19 protein-coding genes are annotated in these 20,542 nt (G+C 69.7%); 6 read left to right on the forward strand and 13 right to left on the reverse strand.

Going from position 1 to position 20,542, the window contains the following annotated elements; all coding sequences use genetic code 11:
* Positions 1 to 21: 21 nt before the first annotated feature.
* The gene (locus OG210_RS07555) at positions 22 to 2,898 is read right to left on the reverse strand and encodes a UPF0182 family protein (RefSeq protein WP_328335601.1); all 2,877 of its coding nucleotides are present in this window, start codon (positions 2,896 to 2,898) and stop codon (positions 22 to 24) included.
* A 136-nt stretch (positions 2,899 to 3,034) separates the two neighbouring features.
* On the opposite strand from OG210_RS07555, the gene OG210_RS07560 reads away from it, so the two are divergent.
* On the forward strand, positions 3,035 to 3,595 hold the full coding sequence (locus OG210_RS07560) for a PPA1309 family protein (protein WP_328331227.1): 561 nt from the start codon (positions 3,035 to 3,037) through the stop codon (positions 3,593 to 3,595).
* 111 nt (positions 3,596 to 3,706) lie between these two features.
* Here OG210_RS07560 and OG210_RS07565 read toward each other — a convergent pair whose 3' ends face one another.
* The 4 genes from OG210_RS07565 to OG210_RS07580 all read right to left on the reverse strand — a co-directional run bounded on the left by OG210_RS07565 (position 3,707) and on the right by OG210_RS07580 (position 6,980).
* Complete coding sequence (locus OG210_RS07565) at positions 3,707 to 4,801, reverse strand: PDZ domain-containing protein (RefSeq protein WP_328331225.1); 1,095 nt, start codon at positions 4,799 to 4,801, stop codon at positions 3,707 to 3,709.
* A gap of 92 nt (positions 4,802 to 4,893) precedes the next feature.
* Positions 4,894 to 5,064: a hypothetical protein gene (locus OG210_RS07570; protein ID WP_328331223.1), complete on the reverse strand. Its 171-nt coding sequence runs from the start codon at positions 5,062 to 5,064 to the stop codon at positions 4,894 to 4,896.
* Between the two features lie 196 nt (positions 5,065 to 5,260).
* Positions 5,261 to 5,719: a molybdenum cofactor biosynthesis protein MoaE gene (locus OG210_RS07575; RefSeq protein WP_328331221.1), complete on the reverse strand. Its 459-nt coding sequence runs from the start codon at positions 5,717 to 5,719 to the stop codon at positions 5,261 to 5,263.
* A 148-nt stretch (positions 5,720 to 5,867) separates the two neighbouring features.
* Positions 5,868 to 6,980, reverse strand: a complete 1,113-nt coding sequence (locus OG210_RS07580) for an SDR family oxidoreductase (protein ID WP_328331219.1) — start codon at positions 6,978 to 6,980, stop codon at positions 5,868 to 5,870.
* Positions 6,981 to 7,221: 241 nt separating this feature from the next.
* Between OG210_RS07580 and OG210_RS07585 the strand changes: the two genes are divergently transcribed.
* Together OG210_RS07585 and OG210_RS07590 are read left to right on the forward strand one after the other, a co-directional pair.
* Positions 7,222 to 8,706: a zinc-dependent metalloprotease gene (locus tag OG210_RS07585; protein WP_328331217.1), complete on the forward strand. Its 1,485-nt coding sequence runs from the start codon at positions 7,222 to 7,224 to the stop codon at positions 8,704 to 8,706.
* On the forward strand, positions 8,703 to 9,251 hold the full coding sequence (locus OG210_RS07590) for an NUDIX hydrolase (protein WP_328331215.1): 549 nt from the start codon (positions 8,703 to 8,705) through the stop codon (positions 9,249 to 9,251). Before OG210_RS07585 ends, OG210_RS07590 begins: the two co-directional genes overlap by 4 nt.
* Before the next feature lie 169 nt (positions 9,252 to 9,420).
* Here the strand turns inward: OG210_RS07590 and OG210_RS07595 are convergent, their stop codons facing one another.
* The 4 genes from OG210_RS07595 to OG210_RS07610 form a co-directional block, all read right to left on the reverse strand.
* Entirely contained in the window at positions 9,421 to 10,176 is a 756-nt protein-coding gene (locus tag OG210_RS07595; protein ID WP_328331213.1) for an AIM24 family protein, read from the reverse strand.
* A 16-nt stretch (positions 10,177 to 10,192) separates the two neighbouring features.
* Entirely contained in the window at positions 10,193 to 10,873 is a 681-nt protein-coding gene (locus OG210_RS07600; RefSeq protein ID WP_371535410.1) for an AIM24 family protein, read from the reverse strand.
* An 11-nt stretch (positions 10,874 to 10,884) separates the two neighbouring features.
* Positions 10,885 to 12,579, reverse strand: a complete 1,695-nt coding sequence (locus tag OG210_RS07605; protein WP_328331209.1) for a TerD family protein — start codon at positions 12,577 to 12,579, stop codon at positions 10,885 to 10,887.
* Positions 12,580 to 12,780: 201 nt separating this feature from the next.
* Positions 12,781 to 13,377: a M48 family metallopeptidase gene (locus tag OG210_RS07610; RefSeq protein ID WP_328331207.1), complete on the reverse strand. Its 597-nt coding sequence runs from the start codon at positions 13,375 to 13,377 to the stop codon at positions 12,781 to 12,783.
* A 234-nt stretch (positions 13,378 to 13,611) separates the two neighbouring features.
* Here OG210_RS07610 and OG210_RS07615 point away from each other — a divergent pair, with 234 nt between their 5' ends.
* Both OG210_RS07615 and OG210_RS07620 read left to right on the forward strand, forming a co-directional pair.
* Positions 13,612 to 14,754: a TOMM precursor leader peptide-binding protein gene (locus OG210_RS07615; protein ID WP_328331205.1), complete on the forward strand. Its 1,143-nt coding sequence runs from the start codon at positions 13,612 to 13,614 to the stop codon at positions 14,752 to 14,754.
* 41 nt (positions 14,755 to 14,795) lie between these two features.
* Positions 14,796 to 16,331 carry an ABC1 kinase family protein gene (locus OG210_RS07620; protein ID WP_371535414.1) on the forward strand — a complete coding sequence of 512 codons (1,536 nt, stop codon included), beginning with the start codon at positions 14,796 to 14,798 and terminating at the stop codon, positions 16,329 to 16,331.
* Between the two features lie 220 nt (positions 16,332 to 16,551).
* Here the strand turns inward: OG210_RS07620 and OG210_RS07625 are convergent, their stop codons facing one another.
* From OG210_RS07625 to OG210_RS07640, 4 genes are all read right to left on the reverse strand, one after another.
* Entirely contained in the window at positions 16,552 to 16,881 is a 330-nt protein-coding gene (locus OG210_RS07625) for a hypothetical protein (RefSeq protein ID WP_328331201.1), read from the reverse strand.
* The gene (locus OG210_RS07630; protein WP_266853311.1) at positions 16,878 to 17,246 is read right to left on the reverse strand and encodes a WhiB family transcriptional regulator; all 369 of its coding nucleotides are present in this window, start codon (positions 17,244 to 17,246) and stop codon (positions 16,878 to 16,880) included. The genes OG210_RS07625 and OG210_RS07630 overlap by 4 nt, the downstream gene beginning before the upstream one ends.
* Positions 17,247 to 17,377: 131 nt before the next feature.
* Positions 17,378 to 17,656: a hypothetical protein gene (locus OG210_RS07635; protein ID WP_327299585.1), complete on the reverse strand. Its 279-nt coding sequence runs from the start codon at positions 17,654 to 17,656 to the stop codon at positions 17,378 to 17,380.
* A 213-nt stretch (positions 17,657 to 17,869) separates the two neighbouring features.
* Positions 17,870 to 20,056 carry an ATP-dependent DNA helicase UvrD2 gene (locus OG210_RS07640; RefSeq protein WP_371535418.1) on the reverse strand — a complete coding sequence of 729 codons (2,187 nt, stop codon included), beginning with the start codon at positions 20,054 to 20,056 and terminating at the stop codon, positions 17,870 to 17,872.
* A gap of 224 nt (positions 20,057 to 20,280) precedes the next feature.
* On the opposite strand from OG210_RS07640, the gene OG210_RS07645 reads away from it, so the two are divergent.
* Positions 20,281 to 20,520, forward strand: a complete 240-nt coding sequence (locus OG210_RS07645) for a mycoredoxin (RefSeq protein WP_328331197.1) — start codon at positions 20,281 to 20,283, stop codon at positions 20,518 to 20,520.
* Positions 20,521 to 20,542: the final 22 nt, after the last annotated feature.

Here is a 20,542-nt window from a genome sequence, read left to right on the forward strand (position 1 = left end):
AGGCCCGGGCCCGGACAGCGGTCAGCCGGTCTTGCCGCTCGGCTTGACCTTGGCCCCGGCGTCGGAGGCCCGCTGGAGGGCGTCCTGCAGGTCCTTCTGCGCCTTGCCGTAGGCGGTCCAGTCCTGCGGGTTCTTCGCCAGCGCGGCCTGACCGTCCTCGTACGCCTGCTGGGCGTCGGCGATGGCCTTCTTCACCGTGCCGTTCGCCGGCGGTCTCGTGGTGTTGCCGGTCGGCGGCGGGTTCGTCTCCTGACCTGTCACCCCGAAGACCTTGTCCAGCGCCTGGCCCAGGGTGTTCTCGAACGCCGTGGTGTCCCCGTCCGGTGAGTCGGCGTCCGCGAACGAGACGGCCACCTTCTTCAGCAGCGGATAGTGCGCGTTGTTGCCCTGGGCGTACACCGGCTCGACGTAGAGGAACCCGCCGTCCAGCGGCACCGTGAGCAGGTTCCCGTACTCGATGTCGGAGTCGGCGCCCTTCATGTCCCGGACGAACGTGCCGACATCCGACGAACCGTTGAGCTTGTTCTGCACCTGTTCGGGGCCCGGCACTTCGGAGTTGACTCTGAGGAGTCTGATCTTGCCGTAGTCAGGACTCGCGGCGTCCGCGTCCACCGCCATGAAGCCGCCCAGGTTGGGGCGCCCGCTGGGGGTGAACGTCGTGGTGAGCGAGAACTGCTGCTTGTCGCCCTTCTGGCCCGGCATCTTCAGCGACAGATAGTAGGGCGGTACGGCCCTGTTGTCCCTGGTGGTCGGGTCGTTGGGCACCTGCCAGGCGTCACTGCCGCTGTAGAACTGCTTGGGATCCGTGACGTGGTAGCGCGCCAGCAGCTCCCGCTGCACCTTGAACATGTCCTGCGGATAACGCAGATGCGCCTTCAGGTCGGCCGGGATGTCCGCCTTCGGCTCGACCGTGTTCGGGAACGCCTTCATCCAGGTCTTGAGAACCGGGTCCTTGGTGTCCCACTGGTACAGCTTCACCTGGCCGGTGTAGGCGTCGACCGTGGCCTTCACCGAGTTGCGGATGTAGTTGACCCGGTTCTGCTGGGCGACCACCGACCGCTGGTTGTCGGTCAGCGAGTCGGCCGTGCTGTCACCCAGCGTCGTACGCGAGGCGTACGGATATCCGTTGGTGGTGGTGTACGCGTCGACGACCCACTGGATTTTCCCGTCCACCACCGCCGGATAGGAGTCGCCGTCGATGGTCAGCCAGGGGGCGACCGCCTCGACGCGCTGCTTCGGCGTGCGGTTGTAGAGGATCTTCGAACCCTTGCCGATGGCTCCCGAGTAGAGCATCTGCGGCTCGTTGAAGGCCACCGCGTACGCGGCGCGGTTCAGCGGGTTGGAGATGTCCACCCCGCTCCTGCCCGTGTAACTGGTGTTCTTCTCACCGTTGTTCTCGTAGTCGAGTTCCTTCTGCGGGCCCCCGACGATCGAGTACTGGGTGGTCTTCTCGCCGTAGTAGATCCGCTGCTGGTAGGCGGGGAGAGAGCCCGAGGTCGGCAGGCCGGACTCGGTGAAGACCGGGGCTCCGTTGCTGTCCGTCGCCGTGCCCTTGGCCGTGATGGCGCCGTAGCCGTGCGTGTACGTGAAGTGGTCGTTGATCCAGTTGTGCTTCGGGATGCCCGCGATGTTCAGCTCACGCAGGCCGATCACCGTGTCCTGGCCGTTGTACCTGTCCACGTCAAGCGTCGCCGGGAAGCCGTAGTACTTCCGCTTCTGTTCCTGCTGCTGGAAGGTCGGCGAGACGACGTTCGGGTCGTTCAGCCGGTAGCTGGCCGCCGAGTTCGCGTCGTTGCGCTGCTTGGTCGTGTCCTTGGTGTTGCTCTTGCCCGAGTACTGGTCGACGTGGGTGTTGTCGATGTCGTACGCCTGGCGTGTGGCCTTGATGTTCTTCTTGATGTACGGCGCTTCGTTGGCCTGCTCGTTCGGCTGGACCGTGAACTTCTGCACGATCGCCGGGTAGAGCCCGCCGATCAGGATCGCCGAGAGCACCATCAGACCGAAGCCGATCACCGGCAGCTGCCAGGTGCGGCGCCAGAGCGTCGCGAAGAACAGCAGGGCGCAGATGACCGCGATGCAGAACAGGATCGTCTTCGCCGGGAGATAGGCGTTGGCGTCCACATACCGCAGGCCCGTCCAGTTGCCCGTGGCCTTGAAGTCGCTGGACTTGACCGCGAGTCCGTACCGGTCGAGCCAGTACGCCACGGCCTTGAACGCCACGAAGATGCCGAGCAGCACCGACAGATGGCCGGTGGCCGCCGATGTGGCGCGCGCGCCGGGGCTCGTGACGCGCAGCCCTCCGTACAGGTAGTGCACCAGTGCGGCGGCGATCAGCGAGAGCACCGCGGCGGCGAAGCCGAAGCCCAGCAGGAAGCGGTACCAGGGCAGATCGAAGGTGTAGAACGACACATCCAGCTTGAACTGGGGGTCCTTCTGACCGAACGGCACACCGTTGACGAACATCAGCCAGGTGCGCCACTGCCCGGAGGCGGAGGCACCCGCGATCAGCCCGACGACCGCCGTCACCCCGAGCAGCAGCCACTTCTTGTACGGGGCGATGCCCATCCGGTAGCGGTCGAGGTTCTGCTGCTCCAGCGACATCGCGCTCAGCGGCGGCCGGAGCCGGTGCGCCAGCCAGATGTTGAGGCCGACGGCGGCCCCCATCAGCACGCCGAAGACGAGGAAGAGCCCGATCTTCGTCCACAGGGTGGTGGTGAAGACGGATGAGTAGTGGACGGATCGGTACCAGAGCCAGTCGGTCCAGAACCCGGCGAACATGATGAACGCCATAGCCAGGACGATCAGTACGCCCAGGGTCATCAGCAGGGTCCGGGCGCGGCGGGACGGCCGTCCCACCCTGATCCGTGGCCCGGTCGGGCCTCCGCCGCGGTCCGGCATCTGGAAAGCCAACGTGCGCACCTCGAAGTTTGCGGTTGTGTGGAGCAGGCCCCGCGATCGTAGGGCCCACTCATGCAACTTACTGAGGCTTTACCCAGTTCCCGTTCCCGGGGTGGAAGAGGGCAGGATATTGCCCATGCCCAACCTTTCTTCGCCCTCAGGCCCTCCGATGGCCGCCAGTCCGCTCACCGTGGCCGTACTCGAAATCGACGAGTACGCGTCCGGTCTCGGCTGGGACCAGCCCGCCCGACTCTTCGCACTCGTGGACACCGCGAAGCTCCGTACCCAGGAACCGGGCCTGGCCGCCCAGCTCGGTCTCGACGACGGCGAGCCCGCCGCGTCGCTGACCCCCGTCGAGCAGGACGAGATCCCGGACACCACCCCGCTCGACGAGTTCCTCGCCACCATCGCCTGGCCCGACGCGGTGGCCGGCTGCGCGATGACGGTGGAGCGGCTGATGCTGCCGCCGTCGGCGGAGGCGTCCGTACCGGAGGGGATGGACGAGGCGCAGCTGACGGCCTGGGTGGCCCAGCACCCGGACCGGCAGGAGGTGCGGATGACCGTGGCGGTACTGCGGGACGGCACCCGGGAGTCGGCCCTGCGGCTGCGCGCGAAGGACTCGCCGAACGAGGTGCTCACAGGATCGGAGCTGGTCCCCGGCCTCGCCGAGGCGCTCTCGGTGACGTTCGAGGCCTGAGCGGCCGGACGGGGCGGCCGGGCCGCTCCGCCACGAGGCCATGCGACTGTGTGCGTACGCGCCTGTTCACGCGCGTACGCACACAGCCTGCGTGGCTACGTGGCTACTTGGCTACTTGGCAGAGCAGCTGGGCAGCCCGGCGGTGTCCCCGGCGCGGATCTTGTCCATCGCCTGCTTCGCGTCCTTCATCGCCTTCACCTTCACCAGGGTGAGGCCGGAGGGGGTGTCGGCTGCCGCGGCAGCGCAGTTGTCGCTGGGCGTCAGGAAGTACTGGGCGCCCGCCTGACGCGCGGCGACGAGCTTCATCTCGATGCCGCCGATCGGCCCGACCACGCCCTTGTCGTCGATGGTGCCCGTACCCGCGACGAACTTGCCGCCGGTCAGGTCGCCCGGCGTCAGCTTGTCGACGAGGCCGAGGGAGAACATCAGCCCGGCGCTGGGGCCGCCCACATCGGCGAGCTTGATGTCGATGTGGAACGGGAAGGTGTGGTCGGTGCCCGCCGTGATGCCGACGATGGCCCGGCCCGGGTCCGGAGCGGGGGCCTTCTCGGTGACGATGGACACGTTCTTCGTGCCCTTCGGCTCGGCGCCCGCCTTCTCCGCGGCCGCGGCGGTACTGGCCGGCACGACGGTGAAGACGACCGACTGGCCCGGCTTGTGCTGGGTGACCAGCTTCGCCACGTCACCGGGCTCGGTCACGGCCTTGCCGTCCACGGCCTTGATCACGTCGCCCGCGTGCAGCTTGCCCTGCGCGGGGCTGCCCTTGACCACCGTGGAGACCACGGTCCGGGACTTCACGGGGATACCCAGCTCGTCCAGGGCCGCGACCTTGGCGTTCTCCTGGGACTGGCTGAACTCCTCGGCGTTCTGCTGGGTCGACTGCTGCTCGGTCGTGCCTTGCGGGTACAGGGTGTCGTGCGGAACGACCAAGCTGTCGTGCGCGAGCCAGCCGTAGACCGCCTCGACCAGGTTCATCCGGTAGTCGGACCGCGTGACCCTGACCGTCACCATGTTGAGGTGGCCGCTCGTCGGGTACGTCTTGTGGCCGGAGATCTGCAGAACCGGCTGGCCGCCCGCCTTGCCGAGTGTGTTCACGGTCGGCCCCGGGCCCATCTCGGCGTACGGGACGGTGAGGAACACTCCACCGCACAGCAGCGCGATCAGCACAAGAGTGGACGTGAGCAGCGTCAGGGTGCGGCGTGGCATGGAACGACAGTACGGGACCAGTCTGTGACGCACCGCTCGGGGCCGGGGAGCGGATCCCGACCGGGCCGGACCAGGCCGCGCCACCAGGGAGGTCAGACGGTGTCGGACCCGGCGTCCGCCTTGTCCATCGCCTCTCGGAACCGGGCGTAACCGGCGAGTTCGGCGCCGTCACCGGCCTTGCGCTGCCGCGCGGCCCACTTGCCCCACAGGGCGGCTCCGACCGCAGCGAAGAGCGGAATCAGCAGCCAGGCGAGTGCACCCATACCGACCTCCGGACCCCCGTGAACAGTCGCGAATCGACTGATCAGCAGATTAGCCATCTGCCGATCCAACGCTCGCGGCAGGGGTCCGGTTACGCAAATCGATCACATGGCGGAAAGAGTCACCCGATAGTGGCGGCCCGGCCCCTGAACGGGGGCAGATGAACGGGGTCAGATGAACGGGGTCAGATGAACGGGGTCAGATGCCGACCCACTCCTCCGTGCCGTTCGAGAACGTCTGATGCTTCCAGATCGGCACTTCGTGCTTCAGATCGTCGATGAGCATCCGGCACGCCTCGAACGCCTCGCTGCGGTGCGCGCACGACACAGCGGCCACCACGGCGAGGTCGCCCACCCCGAGATCGCCCACCCGGTGGACCGCGGCCAGCGCCCGCACCGGGAACTTCTCGGCGACCCGCTCGGCGACCCGGCGCATCTCGTCCTCGGCGGAGGGGTGACAGGAGTAACCGAGGGCGTCGACATCGGTGCCGCCGTCGTGGTTGCGCACCGTGCCGACGAAGAGCGCCGTGCCGCCTGCCGCCTCGTCGCCCACGGCCTTGAACACCTCGTCGATGCTGAGCGGGGTGTCACGGATCGCCAGCAGCCGGATGGGGTCCTGAGCCGCGTGTTCGCCGGGGTGGTCGTCGGTGAGTGCCATGACGTCAATGGTGCCGTACGGGGCCGACAGCACGTAAGGGCGCTTTCGACCGGTAGCGGCGCGTGCCCATTGGAGCGTCCTACAGGTGGTGCCCGCGGGACGGCCTGCCTGCCGGCCCGGCCGCGGGCGGGGCGCGGGCACCGCACCGTCAGATACGGCCCCGCCGCGCCCGGCGTGCCCGGCGCACCAGCGCCGCCGTACCGAGCAGAGCGACCGTCGCGCCTGCCGCACCCGCGGCCGTCGCGTCCTTGCGGCCGAGCCTGCGGCCGGCGACGGTGTGCCGCCCGGCGACCTCCTCCAGAAGCTCCGCGAGGACCTCCTCGTTGGTCCACCGGGGCCGCCAGCCCGCGTCGTGCAGCCTGCCGACGCTGACCACCCAGGGGTGCATCGTGTACGCCAGGTCACCGGCGGGCGACGGGGTGAGACCGATCCGGTGCAGCCGGGCGGCGGCGCCGAGGGCGACGGCGGACGGCAGTTCCATCCGGCGGATACCGCTGAGCTCCTCGACCTCGTCCTGCTCTAGCCAGCCGTCGCAGCCGACCGCGAACTCCCCGTCGACCTTTTCGAGCGCGGCGTACTCCAGCGCGCTGACCAGGTCGTCCACATGGCAGAACTGCCAGGTGGGGCGCGTTCCCGCGACCACGAGGAGACGTGGGGACTCGAAGTAGCGGGTCAGCGCGGTGTCCGTACCGCCCACCAGGACCGCGGGCCTGACCACGGTGACGTTCAGACCCGGGTGCGCACGCGGCGCGCGGCGGCCGAGCCGCTCGATCTCCAGCAGGTCACCGACGCCGGTGGCCTCGGCGGTCGCCCGCAGCTCGGCGTCCTCGGAGAGCGGGATGTCGTTGTCCGGCAGCGCGCCGTAGACCATCGCCGACGTGCAGAGCACCACGCGGTGGACACCGGCGGCAGCGGCGGCCGTCAGGACCGTCTGGGTGCCGCGGACGTTGTAGGCGGACCGGGCGGCCGCGTCGGTCTCCAGATCGAGGTCCAGCGCGAGGTGCACCACGACGTCTGCGCCACGCAGCTTCTCGGCGATCGCCGGGTCGCGGACGTCGAGGATGTGCCAGTGGGCCTCGGCCACGTCGCCGCGCCGCTCGTCCATGGCCACGACCCGCTTGACCTCGTCGGACTCGGCCAGCCGCCGGGTCAGCAGGGCACCGATACCGGAGGCGGCTCCGGTGACCGCGATGACGGGTCCTCGGGAGGGCTTGGTTGAGAGGTTTCGCGCTGCGCGAACCTGCGGATCTGGGGAACTCACCGGGCGTCTCCAGCGGTTGTCTTCAGTACGTACGCGAACTGACACGTACGGACCAGGTGGCGTCCATCCTGCCGCAGCCCATGCGTCAGCCAAGCACTGAGCCCTCATCGGGCACCGGTGTCTGTGGACAGCCGCCCGGTCGGACCCGGCTTGACCGGGCGGTCACCCTCTACCCTGGGTGGTGTTGTCGGGCAATCGCTGTCGGCCAGTCGGCCGACGGCCCTACGAGCCGAGGAAACCCGTGAGTGACACTCCATTCGGATTCGGCCTTCCGCCGGAGGAGCCGGAGGACGGCGACGAGGGCAAGAGCAAGGGCAGCCAGGGCGGCGGAAGCTCCCCGCAGAATCCACTCGGGTTCGGTCCCGGCAGCGGCGGTGACAATCCGTTCGCGGCGATGTTCGGTTCGATGAACCCGAACGACCTCGGCGCGGCCTTCCAGCAGCTCGGCCAGATGCTGAGCTACGAGGGCGGCCCGGTCAACTGGGACATGGCCAAGGACATCGCACGGCAGACGGTCGCCCAGGGCACGTCCGACGGCACCAAGGACACCAGTGTGGGCCCGGCCGAGCGGTCGGCGGTCGAGGAGGCCGTACGCCTGGCCGATCTGTGGCTGGACGGCGTGACCTCGCTGCCCTCCGGGGCCGGTACGGCCGTCGCGTGGAGCCGCGCCGAGTGGGTCGAGGCGACGCTGCCGGTGTGGAAGGAACTCGTCGACCCGGTCGCGGAGCGTGTCGGCGCGGCCATGGGCGGTGTGCTGCCCGAGGAGATGCAGGCCATGGCGGGCCCGCTGCTCGGGATGATGCGGTCCATGGGCGGAGCCATGTTCGGCCAGCAGATCGGGCAGGCCGTCGGTGTCCTCGCGGGTGAGGTGGTCGGCTCCACCGACATCGGTCTGCCGCTCGGCCCGGCCGGCAAGGCGGCGCTGCTCCCGCTGAACATCGAGGCCTTCGGCAAGGACCTGGGCATCGACAAGAACGAGGTGCGGCTCTATCTGGCGCTGCGCGAGGCCGCCCATCAGCGGCTCTTCGCGCACGTGCCGTGGCTGCGCTCGCATCTGTTCGGCGCGGTGGAGGGGTACGCCCGCGGCATCAAGGTCGACACCTCGAAGCTGGAGGACGTCGTCGGCCAGCTCGACCCCTCGCACCCCGAGCAGTTGCAGGAAGCCCTTCAGCAGGGCATGTTCCAACCGGAGGACACCCCGGAGCAGAAGGCCGCGCTGGCCCGCCTCGAGACGGCGCTCGCGCTGGTCGAGGGCTGGGTGGACGCCGTGGTCCACGAGGCCGCGAAGTCCCGTCTGACCTCGGCGGACGCGCTGCGCGAGACGCTGCGCAGGCGCCGCGCGTCCGGTGGTCCGGCCGAGCAGACCTTCGCCACACTGATCGGCCTTGAGCTCCGTCCGCGCCGGCTGCGGGACGCCTCGCGGCTGTGGGCCTCGCTCACGGACGCACGGGGTGTCGACGGCCGCGACGGCCTGTGGGAGCACCCGGACATGCTGCCGACCGCTTCCGACCTGGACGACCCGGACGGTTTCGTCCACCACGAGCACCTGGACTTCTCCGAGCTGGACAAGATGCTCGGCGAGGCCGCAGGCGGCACAGCCGGTACCGGCAAGACCGATCTGACCAAGGACGGCGGCGACACGGACGCCGGACCGGAGAACAGCACCGGCGAGAAGCCCGGCACCAAGGACGACAACGACGAGAAGAAGGACGACTCCGGCCAGTGACTCACCAGGGCACCCTGCAGGACGACGCGGTCCGCGTACTGAAGGGTCACCAGGGCCAGGACGAGCTGCGCCAGAGCTATCTGGAACATTTGTCGGCCCACCCGGACGGGATGTGGAAGGCCTGCGGGTCCGGGCATCTCACCGCGAGCGCTCTGGTCCTGGCCCCGGAGCGCGGGCAGGTGCTGCTCACCCTGCACCGGAAGCTGCGGATGTGGCTTCAGATGGGTGGGCACTGCGAGCCGGGCGACTCGACGGTGGCGGGAGCCGCCCTGCGCGAGGCGACCGAGGAGTCCGGCATCGAGGGACTGACGCTGCTGCCCGGCGGCCCGCTGCGGCTGGACCGGCACCCGATTCCGCCGCCCTGCACCCAGCACTTCGATGTGCAGTACGCGGCCCTGGTCCCGCCGGGAGCGGTGGAACTGATCAGCGACGAGTCGCTGGACCTGCGGTGGTTCGCCTACGACGAGGTCGCGGCAGTCGCCGACCTGTCGGTCCGGCAGCTGGTGGACGCCGCTCGCACGGCACTCGGAAAAACGACGTTCTGAGCAGCGGCGGTCTGAGCAGGGACGAGCTGCACTACGACGTTCTGAACCGCGCCGGCAGCCACTGACGGATGAGGGGCGGTCTCCGAGGAGACCGCCCCCGTCCGGTTCTTCGCGTCCTCGCGTTCTCCGCGTCCTCGCGTCCTCGCGTTCTTCGCGTCCTCCGCGGTGCTCAGTTCCAGACGTTGCCCTGGTTCTGGCCGTGCGCGCCCTGCTGCCCCATGCCGAACTGCGCCAGCACCCCGTCCCCGATGTTCGCGTGCTGCGGCGGCATCACCTCGCTGGGCTGGACGAGCGCGAAGCCCTGGCCCAGGAAGCTGAGCTCCCAGCCCTCACCGGTGCTGCCGCGCCGCCGCCGTACCCCCGACGAGTGCGTCTGCGCCTGCATCTGCACCCGCAGACCGGACGACCAGGCGACCACCGCGTCCGCATCGGCGTTGATGTACTTGTCCGGCGTGACCTGCATCATCAGCGGCTGCCCGGAGGTCATCAGCGCGACCCTGCCCCGGCCGGTGATGTTGAGCTGGTACTTGCCCGATCCCGAGATGCCGTACTGGCTGTCGACCGCGACGACCGTGTGGTTCAGGCTGGAGTCCATCGCGAGGACATAGGCGCTGTCCACCGTCAGCCCGTCCTGGTCGACGTCGACCAGATGCACGTGCTGCGCCAGGTTGGCGAAGTAGACCGTGCCCTGCCCGTGGCAGCGCATCAGGTCGAGCCCCTCGCCCGTGTACGCCCGCGCGCGCTGCTGCTGGTTCGACTGGTACTCACCGTCGAATTCGATCAACCCCTGGTACGCGACCATGGCGCCCTTGCGGGCGAGTACGTCGTCGTGCCCGGTCAGCGCGACCCGCAGCAACTGCGGGTTCTGCACCGTGTACCGGTCCTGGGTCTGCTGTTCCGTATAGCTGAAAAGCGGGCTCTGCATGGTGTTCTGGCTCCCCTCAGTTCCGGATCCGCAGACGGTCGGTGCTGTCCTCGCTGGGCTGTACGACGACGATGCCCTGCCCGGAGAAAGCCATCTGGTACGCCTCCCCGCTGCCCCGCCCGATCAGCGAACCGGCCTTGAAGCTGCGCTTGCCCTTCACCTTGAGATTCGGCGACCAGGCGACCAGGGCGTCCGGGTCGACGTACGTCTCGTCCTCGCCCCTTCCGCAGTCGACGACGATCGGGGTGCCGCGCGAGGTGATGGCGACCCAGCCGCTGCCGGACACCTGGATGTTCCACAGGCCCTGGCCGGCGAACTTCGCCATGCCCTTGACCCGCTCCACACCCCAGGTGAGGCTCGCGTCGAAGGCGAGCAGATTGCTGCCGTTGACCGACAGCGCGTCGTTGTCGAGGTTGATGATGACGACATCCGCGCCGTAGTCGGCGAGGTAGAGCAGGCCGTCGCCCGAGCACTTCATGAGCGGAGCGCCCTCGCCGGTGATCCAGTCGCGGGCGATCTGGCGGACGGCAGGCGGATTCGGCTCGTACTGTACGAAGCCCTCGTACGCGACCATCGATCCGGTCCGTGCGAGCAGGTCCTGGCCTGTCTGCATGGCGACCTTCAGCATCTTGCTGCCGTGGTTCTCCATGCGGGCCGTGACGGGGGTCGGGGCGTAGCCCGCGAGCTGCTGGTTCATGACGGGCTCCCTCAGACCTCGTACGGCTGGACGATGATGAAGTTCCCGGGGGCGCCCCGGAACTGGAGGTTCACGCTCTCGCCGCTGTCGCCCGCGTAGGCGTTCTGCCGCAGCCGCACCTGGCTGGAGACGATCACCTGCGAGGCGGACGACCAGGCGACGACCGCGTTGCAGTCGGCGAAGGTGGTCGGGGTGACCGGCAGGACCACCGGCACACCGTGTGTCTTGACGATCACCGTGCCGGTGCCCTGGAACTGCATGGTGAACAGCGCCCCGCCGGGAATGCCGTGGCCCTCGATCCTGCGGACCTCGTACTGCAGGGTCTCGTCGAAGGCGAGCACGTTCTCCGCGGAGACGCAGATGCCGTCGCCCTGGAGCTCGATGGGGTGCAGATGGGTGCTGTTCTCAGCGAAGAAGACCTGACCGCGGCCGGTGCAGCGCATCAGCTGCATCTCCTGGCCGGTGGCATGGCCCACGATCCGCCCGGCGAAGCCGGCTCCCTTGTAGCTGAAGTCGACCTTGCCCTGGTACATCACCATGCTGCCCTGCCGGGCGAGGACGGGGGTGTCACTGACGGTCAGATCGGCCCGCATCAGGTACTTGTTCTGCGGGGTCCAGCGCTGACCCGTGTCCGTTTCGCGGTACTTCTCGAAGGCGGCCTGCAGCCCGGGGCCCGCGAGGGTCGGCTGATGCTGCCCGTAGGGGGCGAGCTGTCCGTACGGGGCGGGCTGCCCGGGGGGCGGCTGCTGGCCGTAGGCCTGCGGCTGGCCCGGGGGGCCTCCGTACGGGGCCGGGGCGCCCGGCGGCTGGGCCTGGCCCGGGAACTGGCCGAACTGCGGCGGCTGTTGCTGCTGCGGAAGCTGGGGCGGCTGCGCGTACGGAGCAGGGGCGGGCGGCGGGGCGGCCCCTTGCAGGTGCATCGGCGCGGCCATGGTGGGCGCCGAGTGGATCGGCGGCGGGGCCGGGGCAGGCAGTGGAGGCGGTGTCGGCAGCGGAGGCGGGGTCGCCGCTCCCCCGGACGAGGGTGCGGGCTGGGGTGTCTGAGCCGGCGGGGCCTGGGGCGGAGCGGCCGGTGCGCCGAAGGAGGGGGCCGGGTCGGGAGCGGCGGCGGGCGGAGCGAAAGCGGGCGCGGCGAAAGCGGGTGGGGCGGCGGCCTGTTGCGGTGCGGCGGGCTCCTCTTCGGCGACCTCACCGCCGAAGTTCCGCAGCAGCGCGTCGAGTCCGCCGTCGAAGCCCTGGCCGACGGCGGCGAACCGCCAGACATCCTTCAGATAGAAGTCGCCCAGCATGACGGCGCGCTCGGTGGTGAACTCGGAGCCGGTGAAGGCGTATCTGACGACCTCCTCGCCACCGGCGACGATACGGATGTACCCGGGCCCGATCTGCGACATCTGGCCTGCGCCGTCGAGCGTCGCGGTGAACGAGAGCTTCTGGACGCTCGCGGGGATGCGGTCGAGCGTGACCCGGAAGGACTCGGTGTCACCGGCCTGTGCGCCGAGGAGCTGGATCGACTCCTCCGGGGACTTCGGCTGGTTGAAGAAGATGAAGTACCGGTCGTCCGAGAGCTGTTCGTCGGCGTCGAGTCCGAAACAGCTGATGTCGAAGGTCAGTCCGGCGCCCGCGATCTGCACACCCACATACAGATCCGTGCCCGCTGTCAGGTCACTGACCTTGGCCTTGTGGCCGCGTTGGAATTGCCTGGCCATACGTAACGACCGTCCCCCATCCCGAATATGATTCCGTCGCGCCAGGCTAACGGCTGGGACCGACATCCGGCCAAGCCGGGACGGACCCGGTACGCAGCCGGTACAGAGTCGCCGGGGCAGCCGGTACGAAGCCGCCCTGGTCACTCGTGGATGGCGGCGGGCGTCACCCCGGGGTCACGGGCGCCGGGGCGAGCGGCGCTGTCACTCCCCGCGGGCGGCGGGCAGATGCGGCAGCCGCTCGGCGGCCACCACCCCTTCGAGATAGCCCCGGGCCCGCTCGGTTCGCGGATACGCATCCAGAAGCCGCCAGAAACTGGGCCCGTGCCCGGGCACCAGAAGATGGGCCAGCTCGTGGAGCAGCACATAGTCGACGACGTACTCCGGCATGCCCTGGAGCCGGTGCGAGAGCCGGATACTGCCTTCCGCCGGGGTGCAGGAGCCCCACCGGGTGTTCTGGTTGGTCACCCAGCGCACGGAATCGGGGCGGGCCCGGCCCGCGAAGTACTGCTCGGACAGCCGCGCCGCGCGGTCGGCGAGCTCGGTGTCACCGAGGACGCGCTTGCTCTCCTGAGCCGCGAGTTTGTCGAGCATCACGGTGACCCAGCGCCGTTCCTCGGCGTCCGACATCCGGGCGGGGATGAGCACGATGGTGCGGTCGCCCTCCCGGTACGCGGAGACCGTTCTGTTGCGCCGGGAACTCCTGCGGACCTCCACCGGGCTCGTCGCCGGGCCGCGGGGCGGCTGGCTCTTCGCGCTGCGCGGTGGATTTCCGGCGGTGTGCAGAGGGTCGACGGGCACGCCTCGACGTTACCCGCTGTCAGTGGCGGAAGTCCCGTGCCCTTGGCGGTTGAACCTTGATCCATTCCACAGAGTGCAGCATTCGAATGATCAGCCCACCGGCCCTGTGGATAACTTTCCGCACCGTCCGCGACCTGAGGGCATTCTGACAACAGAGCCGCTGGGGCAGCCCGGCGGACCGTGAACGGGCACAGGCACAGGCACAGGCACGGAAAAGGAAACGGGGGGCGTGCGATGCATCCGATGGTGAAGCCCGCGCTGCGGCGCGCATGGCGGGACCGGCAGGCCGTGCAGTTCGGGGTGACTCCCGCACAGGCGGTGGTGCTCGGCCCGGTGGACCCGGCGACCGGCTGCCTCCTCGGGCTGCTGGACGGCACTCGCGGGATGGAGCTGCTGCGGGAGGAGGCACGGGCGATGCGGTTGCCGGACGGCCAGGCGGACGAGCTGGTGGCCCGGCTGGCGAAGGCGGGGCTGATCGACGATGCGACAGCCGGGGGCGCGGCGGTCGATGCGTTACGGAAACGGCCCGGCACCCTGGACCGGCTCCGCCCCGATCTGGCATCACTCTCGCTGGTCCATCCGGAACCGGGCGGCGGTACGGCCCGCCTCGCGGCCCGGCGGGCCATACAGGTCCAGGTGCGGGGTGCGGGCCGGGTCGGGGCCACTGTGGCGGGGCTGCTCTCGGCCTCCGGGGTGGGGCGGGTCGAGGTGCTGGACGGCGGCTCGGTCACCCCGGGGGACGTGGCACCGGGCGGCCTTCCGGCCGAGGCCGTCGGGGAGCGGCGGGACTCGGCGGCGCGTCAGCTGGTCCGGCGTGTCGCGCCCGGGCCGCCACCACGGGCCTCGGCCGCCGCACCGGGCGGCGACGGCGGACCGGGGCTGTCCCTGATCGTCGTCGCACCACGTGACGGACTCGATGCCTACGTGCCCGACCCGGCACTCTCCGCGGAGTGGATCACATCGGGCACGCCTCACCTCTATGCGGGTGTGCTCGAAGGGACGGGAGTGGTGGGGCCGCTCGTCCTGCCGGGAGGCACAGCGTGCTCGGGCTGCCTGGCGCTGCGGCGGGGCGAGCGTGATCCGGGCTGGCCACGGATGGTCGCGCAGTGGCGCTCGGGCAGGCGCGGCTCCGTGCCTGCGTGCGATCTCGGCCTGGCCACAGCGGTGGCAGGGCTGGCAGCAGCGCACGTACTGGCGTTTCTCGACGGCGAGCTGCCGGCGTCGACCGGATCGCGGTGGGAGGCGTCCCTGCCCCTGCTCGACTGGCGATCGGCCCGTATCGCACCCCATCCCGACTGCCGTTGTGGTGCGGGTGGGCAGACTGAAGGGGAGCGCGCCTCGGCGGCCGGGGCTCCGCACGACACAATGGCCGGGTAACCGCCGTACGCTCCACGGCAGTCTGGGATTTGGAGGGGCGCATGTCTGATCTTCCCCGGAAAGCGGTCACACGTACCGCCAAGCTGGCGGCACTCCCACTCGGTTTCGCCGGCCGCGCCACCTGGGGCCTGGGCAAGCGCATCGGCGGCAGATCCGCGGAGATCGTGGCACGCGAGGTGCAGCAGCGCACGGCCGAGCAGCTCTTCAAGGTCCTGGGCGAGCTGAAGGGCGGGGCCATGAAAATGGGCCAGGCCCTGTCGGTCTTCGAGTCGGCCCTGCCCGAGGAGGTGGCGGGGCCCTACCGGGCGGCGCTGACCAAGCTCCAGGAATCCGCCCCTCCCATGCCGGTGCAGACGGTGCATGGCGTGCTGGAGGCTCAGCTGGGCACGGAATGGCGCGAACTGTTCGTCGAATTCGACGACAAGCCATCCGCTGCCGCGTCCATCGGCCAGGTGCACCGCGCGGTGTGGCACGACGGGCGCCGGGTGGCGGTCAAGGTGCAGTATCCGGGGGCCGGTGAGGCCCTGCTGTCGGATCTCACCCAGCTGAGCCGCTTCGCCCGGCTGCTCGGGCCGCTGATCCCCGGCATGGACATCAAGCCGCTCATCGCCGAGCTGCGCGACCGGGTGTCGGAGGAGCTGGACTACGAGCTGGAGGCGGAGGCGCAGCGGGAGCACGCGGAGGAGTTCGCCGGGGATCCGGACGTGGTGGTGCCCGATGTGGTCCACCAGAGCGACCAGGTGCTGGTGACCGAGTGGATCGACGGAATCCCGCTGGCCGACGTGATCTCGGACGGCACGGACGAACAGCGGGACCGGGCCGGGCAGCTGCTCGCGCGGTTCCTCTTCTCGGGCCCGGCCCGCACGGGACTGCTGCACGCCGACCCGCATCCCGGCAACTTCCGACTGCTGCCCGCCGAGGAGGCCGGAGCCGCTGGGAACGGAGCCGCTGGGGACGGGGGCACGGAGGACGCGGTCCAGGAGGACGGTGACGGGACCGCTGAGGACGGGGGTACCGCAGAGGGGGACGCGGCGCGGTGGCGGTTGGGGGTGCTCGACTTCGGGACCGTGGACCGGTTGCCGGGCGGGCTTCCCGCCACGATCGGGCACGCCCTGCGGATGACCATCGAGGGCGAGGCCTCCGCCGTCTACGAGATGCTGTGCGAGGAGGGGTTCGTCAAGGAGTCCATCGATCTCGATCCGGAGGCGGTGCTGGAGTATCTGGTACCGATCATCGAGCCGGTGCAGGCCGACGAATTCACGTTCAGCCGGGGGTGGATGCGGGCGCAGGCGGCCAGGATCGCCGATCCCCGCTCCCCCGCCCACCAGTTGGGCAAGCAGCTCAATCTGCCGCCGTCCTATCTGCTGATCCACCGGGTGACACTGAGCACCATCGGGGTGCTCTGCCAGCTGGGTGCGACCGTGCGGCTCCGGGACGAACTCGAAGCCTGGCTGCCGGGGTTCCTACCGGAGACCACGGAAGCCGAGTTCCCGGATCAGGTCGCAGGGCAACTCCCGGAACAGGCCACGGACGCAGTCCCTGAGGAGGAACTGCCTCCCGCCCAGGCGCATGCCTGACCGGACCGGTATCGGCGACTCCCGGACCTGCCCGGGGCCGGACCGGACATACCTGTGGCCCGACCGGACATACCTGGGGGCCGGTCGCGCCGACCGGCCCCCGATGTTCCTTCTTCGCCGCTGTACGACGGCTGTTGCTGCGTGGCGCCTGCTACTGCATGACACCTGCTACTGCATGACACCTGGTACTGCGTGGCGCCTGTTACTGCATTACGCCTGATTACTGCATGACGGCCATGGCCAGCGCACGCCGGGCGCGCAACGACACGCGCTCGGCGCGGCGTTGCATACGGCGGGCGGTCATCAGGCGCAGGGCCTGACGCTCGACGTCGGCCTCCCTGCGGCGCTCGTGCATATGAGCACGAGCCATGGCTTCTGGGATGAGTTGCATCTCACGGGTCCTGTTCTGACGCGACGCGGTCGCGCCGATGGTGGTGACGACTGGTGTGGCGGAGCCGGACGGCTCGCTGGTGGAAGTGGTCATCGGGTCCTGCTTCTGGGGATCGAGCTTGTGGGGGCGGTCAATCGTTCCGGGGCCGGTGAGTTTCATGCCGCGACCGGGTTCTTGCGCGGACGGCCACGCGGCCTCTTGCGAGCGACGACGACGCCCTGGACGAAGAGCTCGCCACCCCAGACACCCCACGGCTCGCGGCGCTCCTTGGCGCCGGCGAGGCAGGCCTCGACGAGCGGGCAGGTACGGCAGAGCGATTTGGCGTACTCGACGTCGGCCGGGGTCTCGGCGAAGAAGACCTCCGGGTCGTAGGCACGGCAGGGAACGGGCACATCGAGGTTCTCGATGGCGTCGTCGAGAACGGTCAGCGCGGTGAGCGGGAACACGGTGGGATCCTCCGGGGCAACAGGGGGCGAGAGCGTCTGTGAGGGCGGTACGGACGGGGCGTGCGCTTCGATTTGCACGGTGGTTTCATTCCTCGTCTGGTCGTTCCGGTCTGTTTGACCGAAGGTCGTCTGGTGGCCCAGTACAAACAAAAGGGCCGCGGATCCCGGGTGGGGTTCCGCGGCCCTGAAGGCGCCTGCCTGATGCTGAATCAGACTGGATCACTCCAGGGTTCGAGCCCACGGAAGGCCCACATCGTGTGATGCTGCGTTGCCTGCGTCCCGAACTCGGCACCGGCTGCCGCAAACGCATAGGACGGCATCCCCGCGATTGCTACTGCTGCTTCCGGTGCCTGGGTCGGTCGCTCATTACGGTCCCGAATGGGAAGGCTCGCCAGGGAAACAGGGCTGACGGCAGAGACGCCGGACAGACCGGTTCCACGGAGAGAAGAGCCGAGCAGGCAGGTGACGACGACCGAGCGGTCGGTCATTTTGGTCTTCGTGATGGTTGCCACTGGTCTCGCCTCCTCTCGGCGTCTCGGGGAGCTGGGCCCGGGGGCCTCGTCCCATTCGTATGTAGGTCAGGTACAGCTGTAGTGAAGTACAGCACGGAACCAGGGCTTCAGAGAAGTCGCTGTTCCCGTGGTTAAGAACCTAAGGGGGTTCCCGGGGCGTGCGCAAACTATTTTTTCAACGAGTTTCGGTCAGTCTTCCCCGTCGTCGCCCGCAAGCTCCTGGCCTGCACAGATCTTCAGCACATCGGCCCCGAACCGCGCGATCTTCCGGGCCGGGACGCCGGCGATCCGGGTCAGCTCGGTCTCGCTGGACGGCACGGCCTCCGCGATGGCCATCAGGGTCTTGTCGGTGAACACGCAGAACGCGGGCTGTCCCGTCTCCACCGCCTGGACCGAGCGCCACTCGTGCAGCCGCTCGTACAGCGCCTCGTCCATGTCGGAGGGGCAGTCCTCGCACCGCATCAGCTTCATCTCGCCGCCGTCGGTCAGGCTCTTGCCGCAGACCCGGCACCGCACCGGCCCGCGGTGCTTGCGGCGGACCGCCGCGCCCCGCTCGATCCCGCCCGCGCCACCGGCGCCGCCGCGCAGTCCGGCGGCGGGACCGCCCGCCGAGCCCGGTCGCAGCCCGCTGAGGAAGCGGCTGGGGCGGCGGGAGGCCCTGCCACCGGGCGACCTGGACAGCGCCCAGGAGAGCGTGAGGTGCAGCCGGGCCCTGGTGACGCCCACATAGAGCAGCCGGCGCTCCTCCTCGACCTGCTCATCGGTCTTGGCATAGGTGATCGGCATCATGCCCTCGGTCAGCCCGACCAGGAACACCGCGTCCCACTCCAGGCCCTTCGCCGAGTGCAGCGAGGCCAGGGTGACGCCCTGGATGGTCGGGGCGTGCTGCGCGGCCGCCCGCTCGTCCAGCTCGGCCACGAGGTCCGAGAGGGTCGCTCCCTCCCTGGCCCTGGCAAAGTCCTCGGCCAGACGCACCAGCGCGGCCAGCGACTCCCAGCGGTCCCGGACCGCCCCGGACCCGGCCGGGGCCTCCGCCCGCCACCCCTTGGTGCCGAGCACCGCCCGCACCTGGGACGGCAGATCCACCGCGTCGTCGAGCAGCGGGTCATTTCCGCCGGCCCGGGCGGCTCCGCGGAGCGCGACGCCGGCCTCCCGCACCTCGGGCCGTTCGAAGAACCGCTCGGCTCCGCGCAGCTGGTAGGGCACCCCCGCGTCGGCCAGCGCCTGTTCGTAGACCTCGGACTGGGCGTTGATCCGGTACAGCACGGCGATCTCGGACGCGGGGACGCCCGCGGCGATCAGGTCCCGGATCCGGCGCGCGGTGCCCTCGGCCTCGGTGGGTTCGTCCCTGTACTCCTTGTAGACGGGCTCGGGCCCCGGGGAGCGCTGCGAGATCAGCTCCAGGCGGTGCTCGGCGGCGCGGCCGCGCGCCTGGGCCAGCAGCCCGTTGGCCAGGTGGACGACCTGCGGTGTCGAGCGGTAGTCCCGGACCAGCTTCACCACTGTGGCCTGCGGATGGCGGACCCGGAAGTTGAGCAGGTGGTCGGGGGTGGCCCCGGTGAAGGAGTAGATCGTCTGGCTGGCGTCGCCCACGACGCACAGATCCTCCCGGTCGCCCACCCACAGTTCGAGAAGCCGCTGCTGCAGGGGGCTGACGTCCTGGTACTCGTCGACCACGAAGTGCTGGTACTGGCTGCGGATCCGGTCGGCGATGTCGTGCCGGTCCTGGAGGATGCCGACGGTCAGCAGCAGCACGTCCTCGAAGTCGATCACTCCGCGGTCGCGCTTGAGCTGCTCGTACATCGCGTAGATCTGGGAGATCTCGGCCGGGCCCCGGGGCGCCTCGCGGGCCGACTTCGCGATGGCCGCCGGATAGTCGGCGGGCACGGTCTGGGTGACCTTGGACCACTCGATCTCGCCCGTCACGTCCCGCAGCTCGTTGCGGTCGAGCCGGACACCGCAGCGTGCCGCGGCCTCGGCGACCAGCTGGACCTTGCGCTCGACGAGTCGGGGCACCTCGCCGCCGACCGCCTTGGGCCAGAAGAACTGGAGCTGGCGCAGCGCCGCCGAGTGGAACGTGCGCGCCTGGACACCGCCCGCACCGAGCTGGCGCAGCCGCCCGCGCATCTCGCCGGCCGCGCGGTTGGTGAAGGTGACGGCGAGCACCGTGGAGGGCTGCAGGATCCCGGCGCGCACCCCGTAGGCGATGCGGTGCGTGATCGCGCGCGTCTTGCCCGTACCGGCTCCGGCCAGCACACACACCGGACCGTGCAGGGCCGTCGCGACCTCGCGCTGCTCGGGGTCGAGACCTTCGAGCACCGCGTCGGCGGAGTCCGGAACCTGCGGGAAGAGAGAGGCGTGCGTTGCTGCTGTCACCCCGCCATGCTGCCAGGTCCCATGAGACCGGCGGGTCCGTTGTCCACAGGGGACCGGTCGCAGTCGTACTAATGCGGAACGGCGGGAACGGCGGGAATGGTGGACGGGTCACTTACGTTCTACGCCATGTGACTTCCCGGGGCCGACCCCCGGGAATCCTTATATATCGGACGAAGCGGCACATATGGCTGCGGGCGAAGCAGTAGTAGAGGAGTGCGAGAGACATGCCGGGCACTGTGACGATGTACAGCACCACGTGGTGCGGCTACTGCCGTCGGCTGAAGGGCCAGATGGACCGCGAGGGCATCGCGTACACCGAGGTGAACATCGAGCACGACGCCGACTCCGCGGCCTTCGTGGAGAAGGCGAACGGTGGCAACCAGACCGTTCCCACCGTCCTCTTCCCCGACGGTTCGACGCTGACCAACCCCTCGCTGGCCCAGGTGAAGCAGAAGCTCGCCTAGGTCTGTCCGGTGCTGGGTTGCC

The organism is Streptomyces sp. NBC_00466 (assembly GCF_041433995.1).
In the GTDB taxonomy this organism is placed as follows: Bacteria; Actinomycetota; Actinomycetes; order Streptomycetales; family Streptomycetaceae; genus Streptomyces.

Excerpts from the sequence above, each read along its gene's own strand:
- OG210_RS07555 (WP_328335601.1), bottom strand. The coding sequence starts at position 2,898 with ATGCCGGACCGCGGCGGAGGCCCGACCGGGCCACGGATCAGGGTGGGA.
- OG210_RS07620 (WP_371535414.1), top strand. The coding sequence starts at position 14,796 with ATGTCTGATCTTCCCCGGAAAGCGGTCACACGTACCGCCAAGCTGGCG.
- OG210_RS07625 (WP_328331201.1), bottom strand. The coding sequence starts at position 16,881 with ATGAAACTCACCGGCCCCGGAACGATTGACCGCCCCCACAAGCTCGAT.
- OG210_RS07575 (WP_328331221.1), bottom strand. The coding sequence starts at position 5,719 with ATGGCACTCACCGACGACCACCCCGGCGAACACGCGGCTCAGGACCCC.
- OG210_RS07565 (WP_328331225.1), bottom strand. The coding sequence starts at position 4,801 with ATGCCACGCCGCACCCTGACGCTGCTCACGTCCACTCTTGTGCTGATC.
- OG210_RS07600 (WP_371535410.1), bottom strand. The coding sequence starts at position 10,873 with ATGAACCAGCAGCTCGCGGGCTACGCCCCGACCCCCGTCACGGCCCGC.
- OG210_RS07595 (WP_328331213.1), bottom strand. The coding sequence starts at position 10,176 with ATGCAGAGCCCGCTTTTCAGCTATACGGAACAGCAGACCCAGGACCGG.
- OG210_RS07645 (WP_328331197.1), top strand. The coding sequence starts at position 20,281 with ATGCCGGGCACTGTGACGATGTACAGCACCACGTGGTGCGGCTACTGC.
- OG210_RS07560 (WP_328331227.1), top strand. The coding sequence starts at position 3,035 with ATGCCCAACCTTTCTTCGCCCTCAGGCCCTCCGATGGCCGCCAGTCCG.
- OG210_RS07615 (WP_328331205.1), top strand. The coding sequence starts at position 13,612 with ATGCATCCGATGGTGAAGCCCGCGCTGCGGCGCGCATGGCGGGACCGG.
- OG210_RS07605 (WP_328331209.1), bottom strand. The coding sequence starts at position 12,579 with ATGGCCAGGCAATTCCAACGCGGCCACAAGGCCAAGGTCAGTGACCTG.
- OG210_RS07635 (WP_327299585.1), bottom strand. The coding sequence starts at position 17,656 with ATGACCGACCGCTCGGTCGTCGTCACCTGCCTGCTCGGCTCTTCTCTC.
- OG210_RS07570 (WP_328331223.1), bottom strand. The coding sequence starts at position 5,064 with ATGGGTGCACTCGCCTGGCTGCTGATTCCGCTCTTCGCTGCGGTCGGA.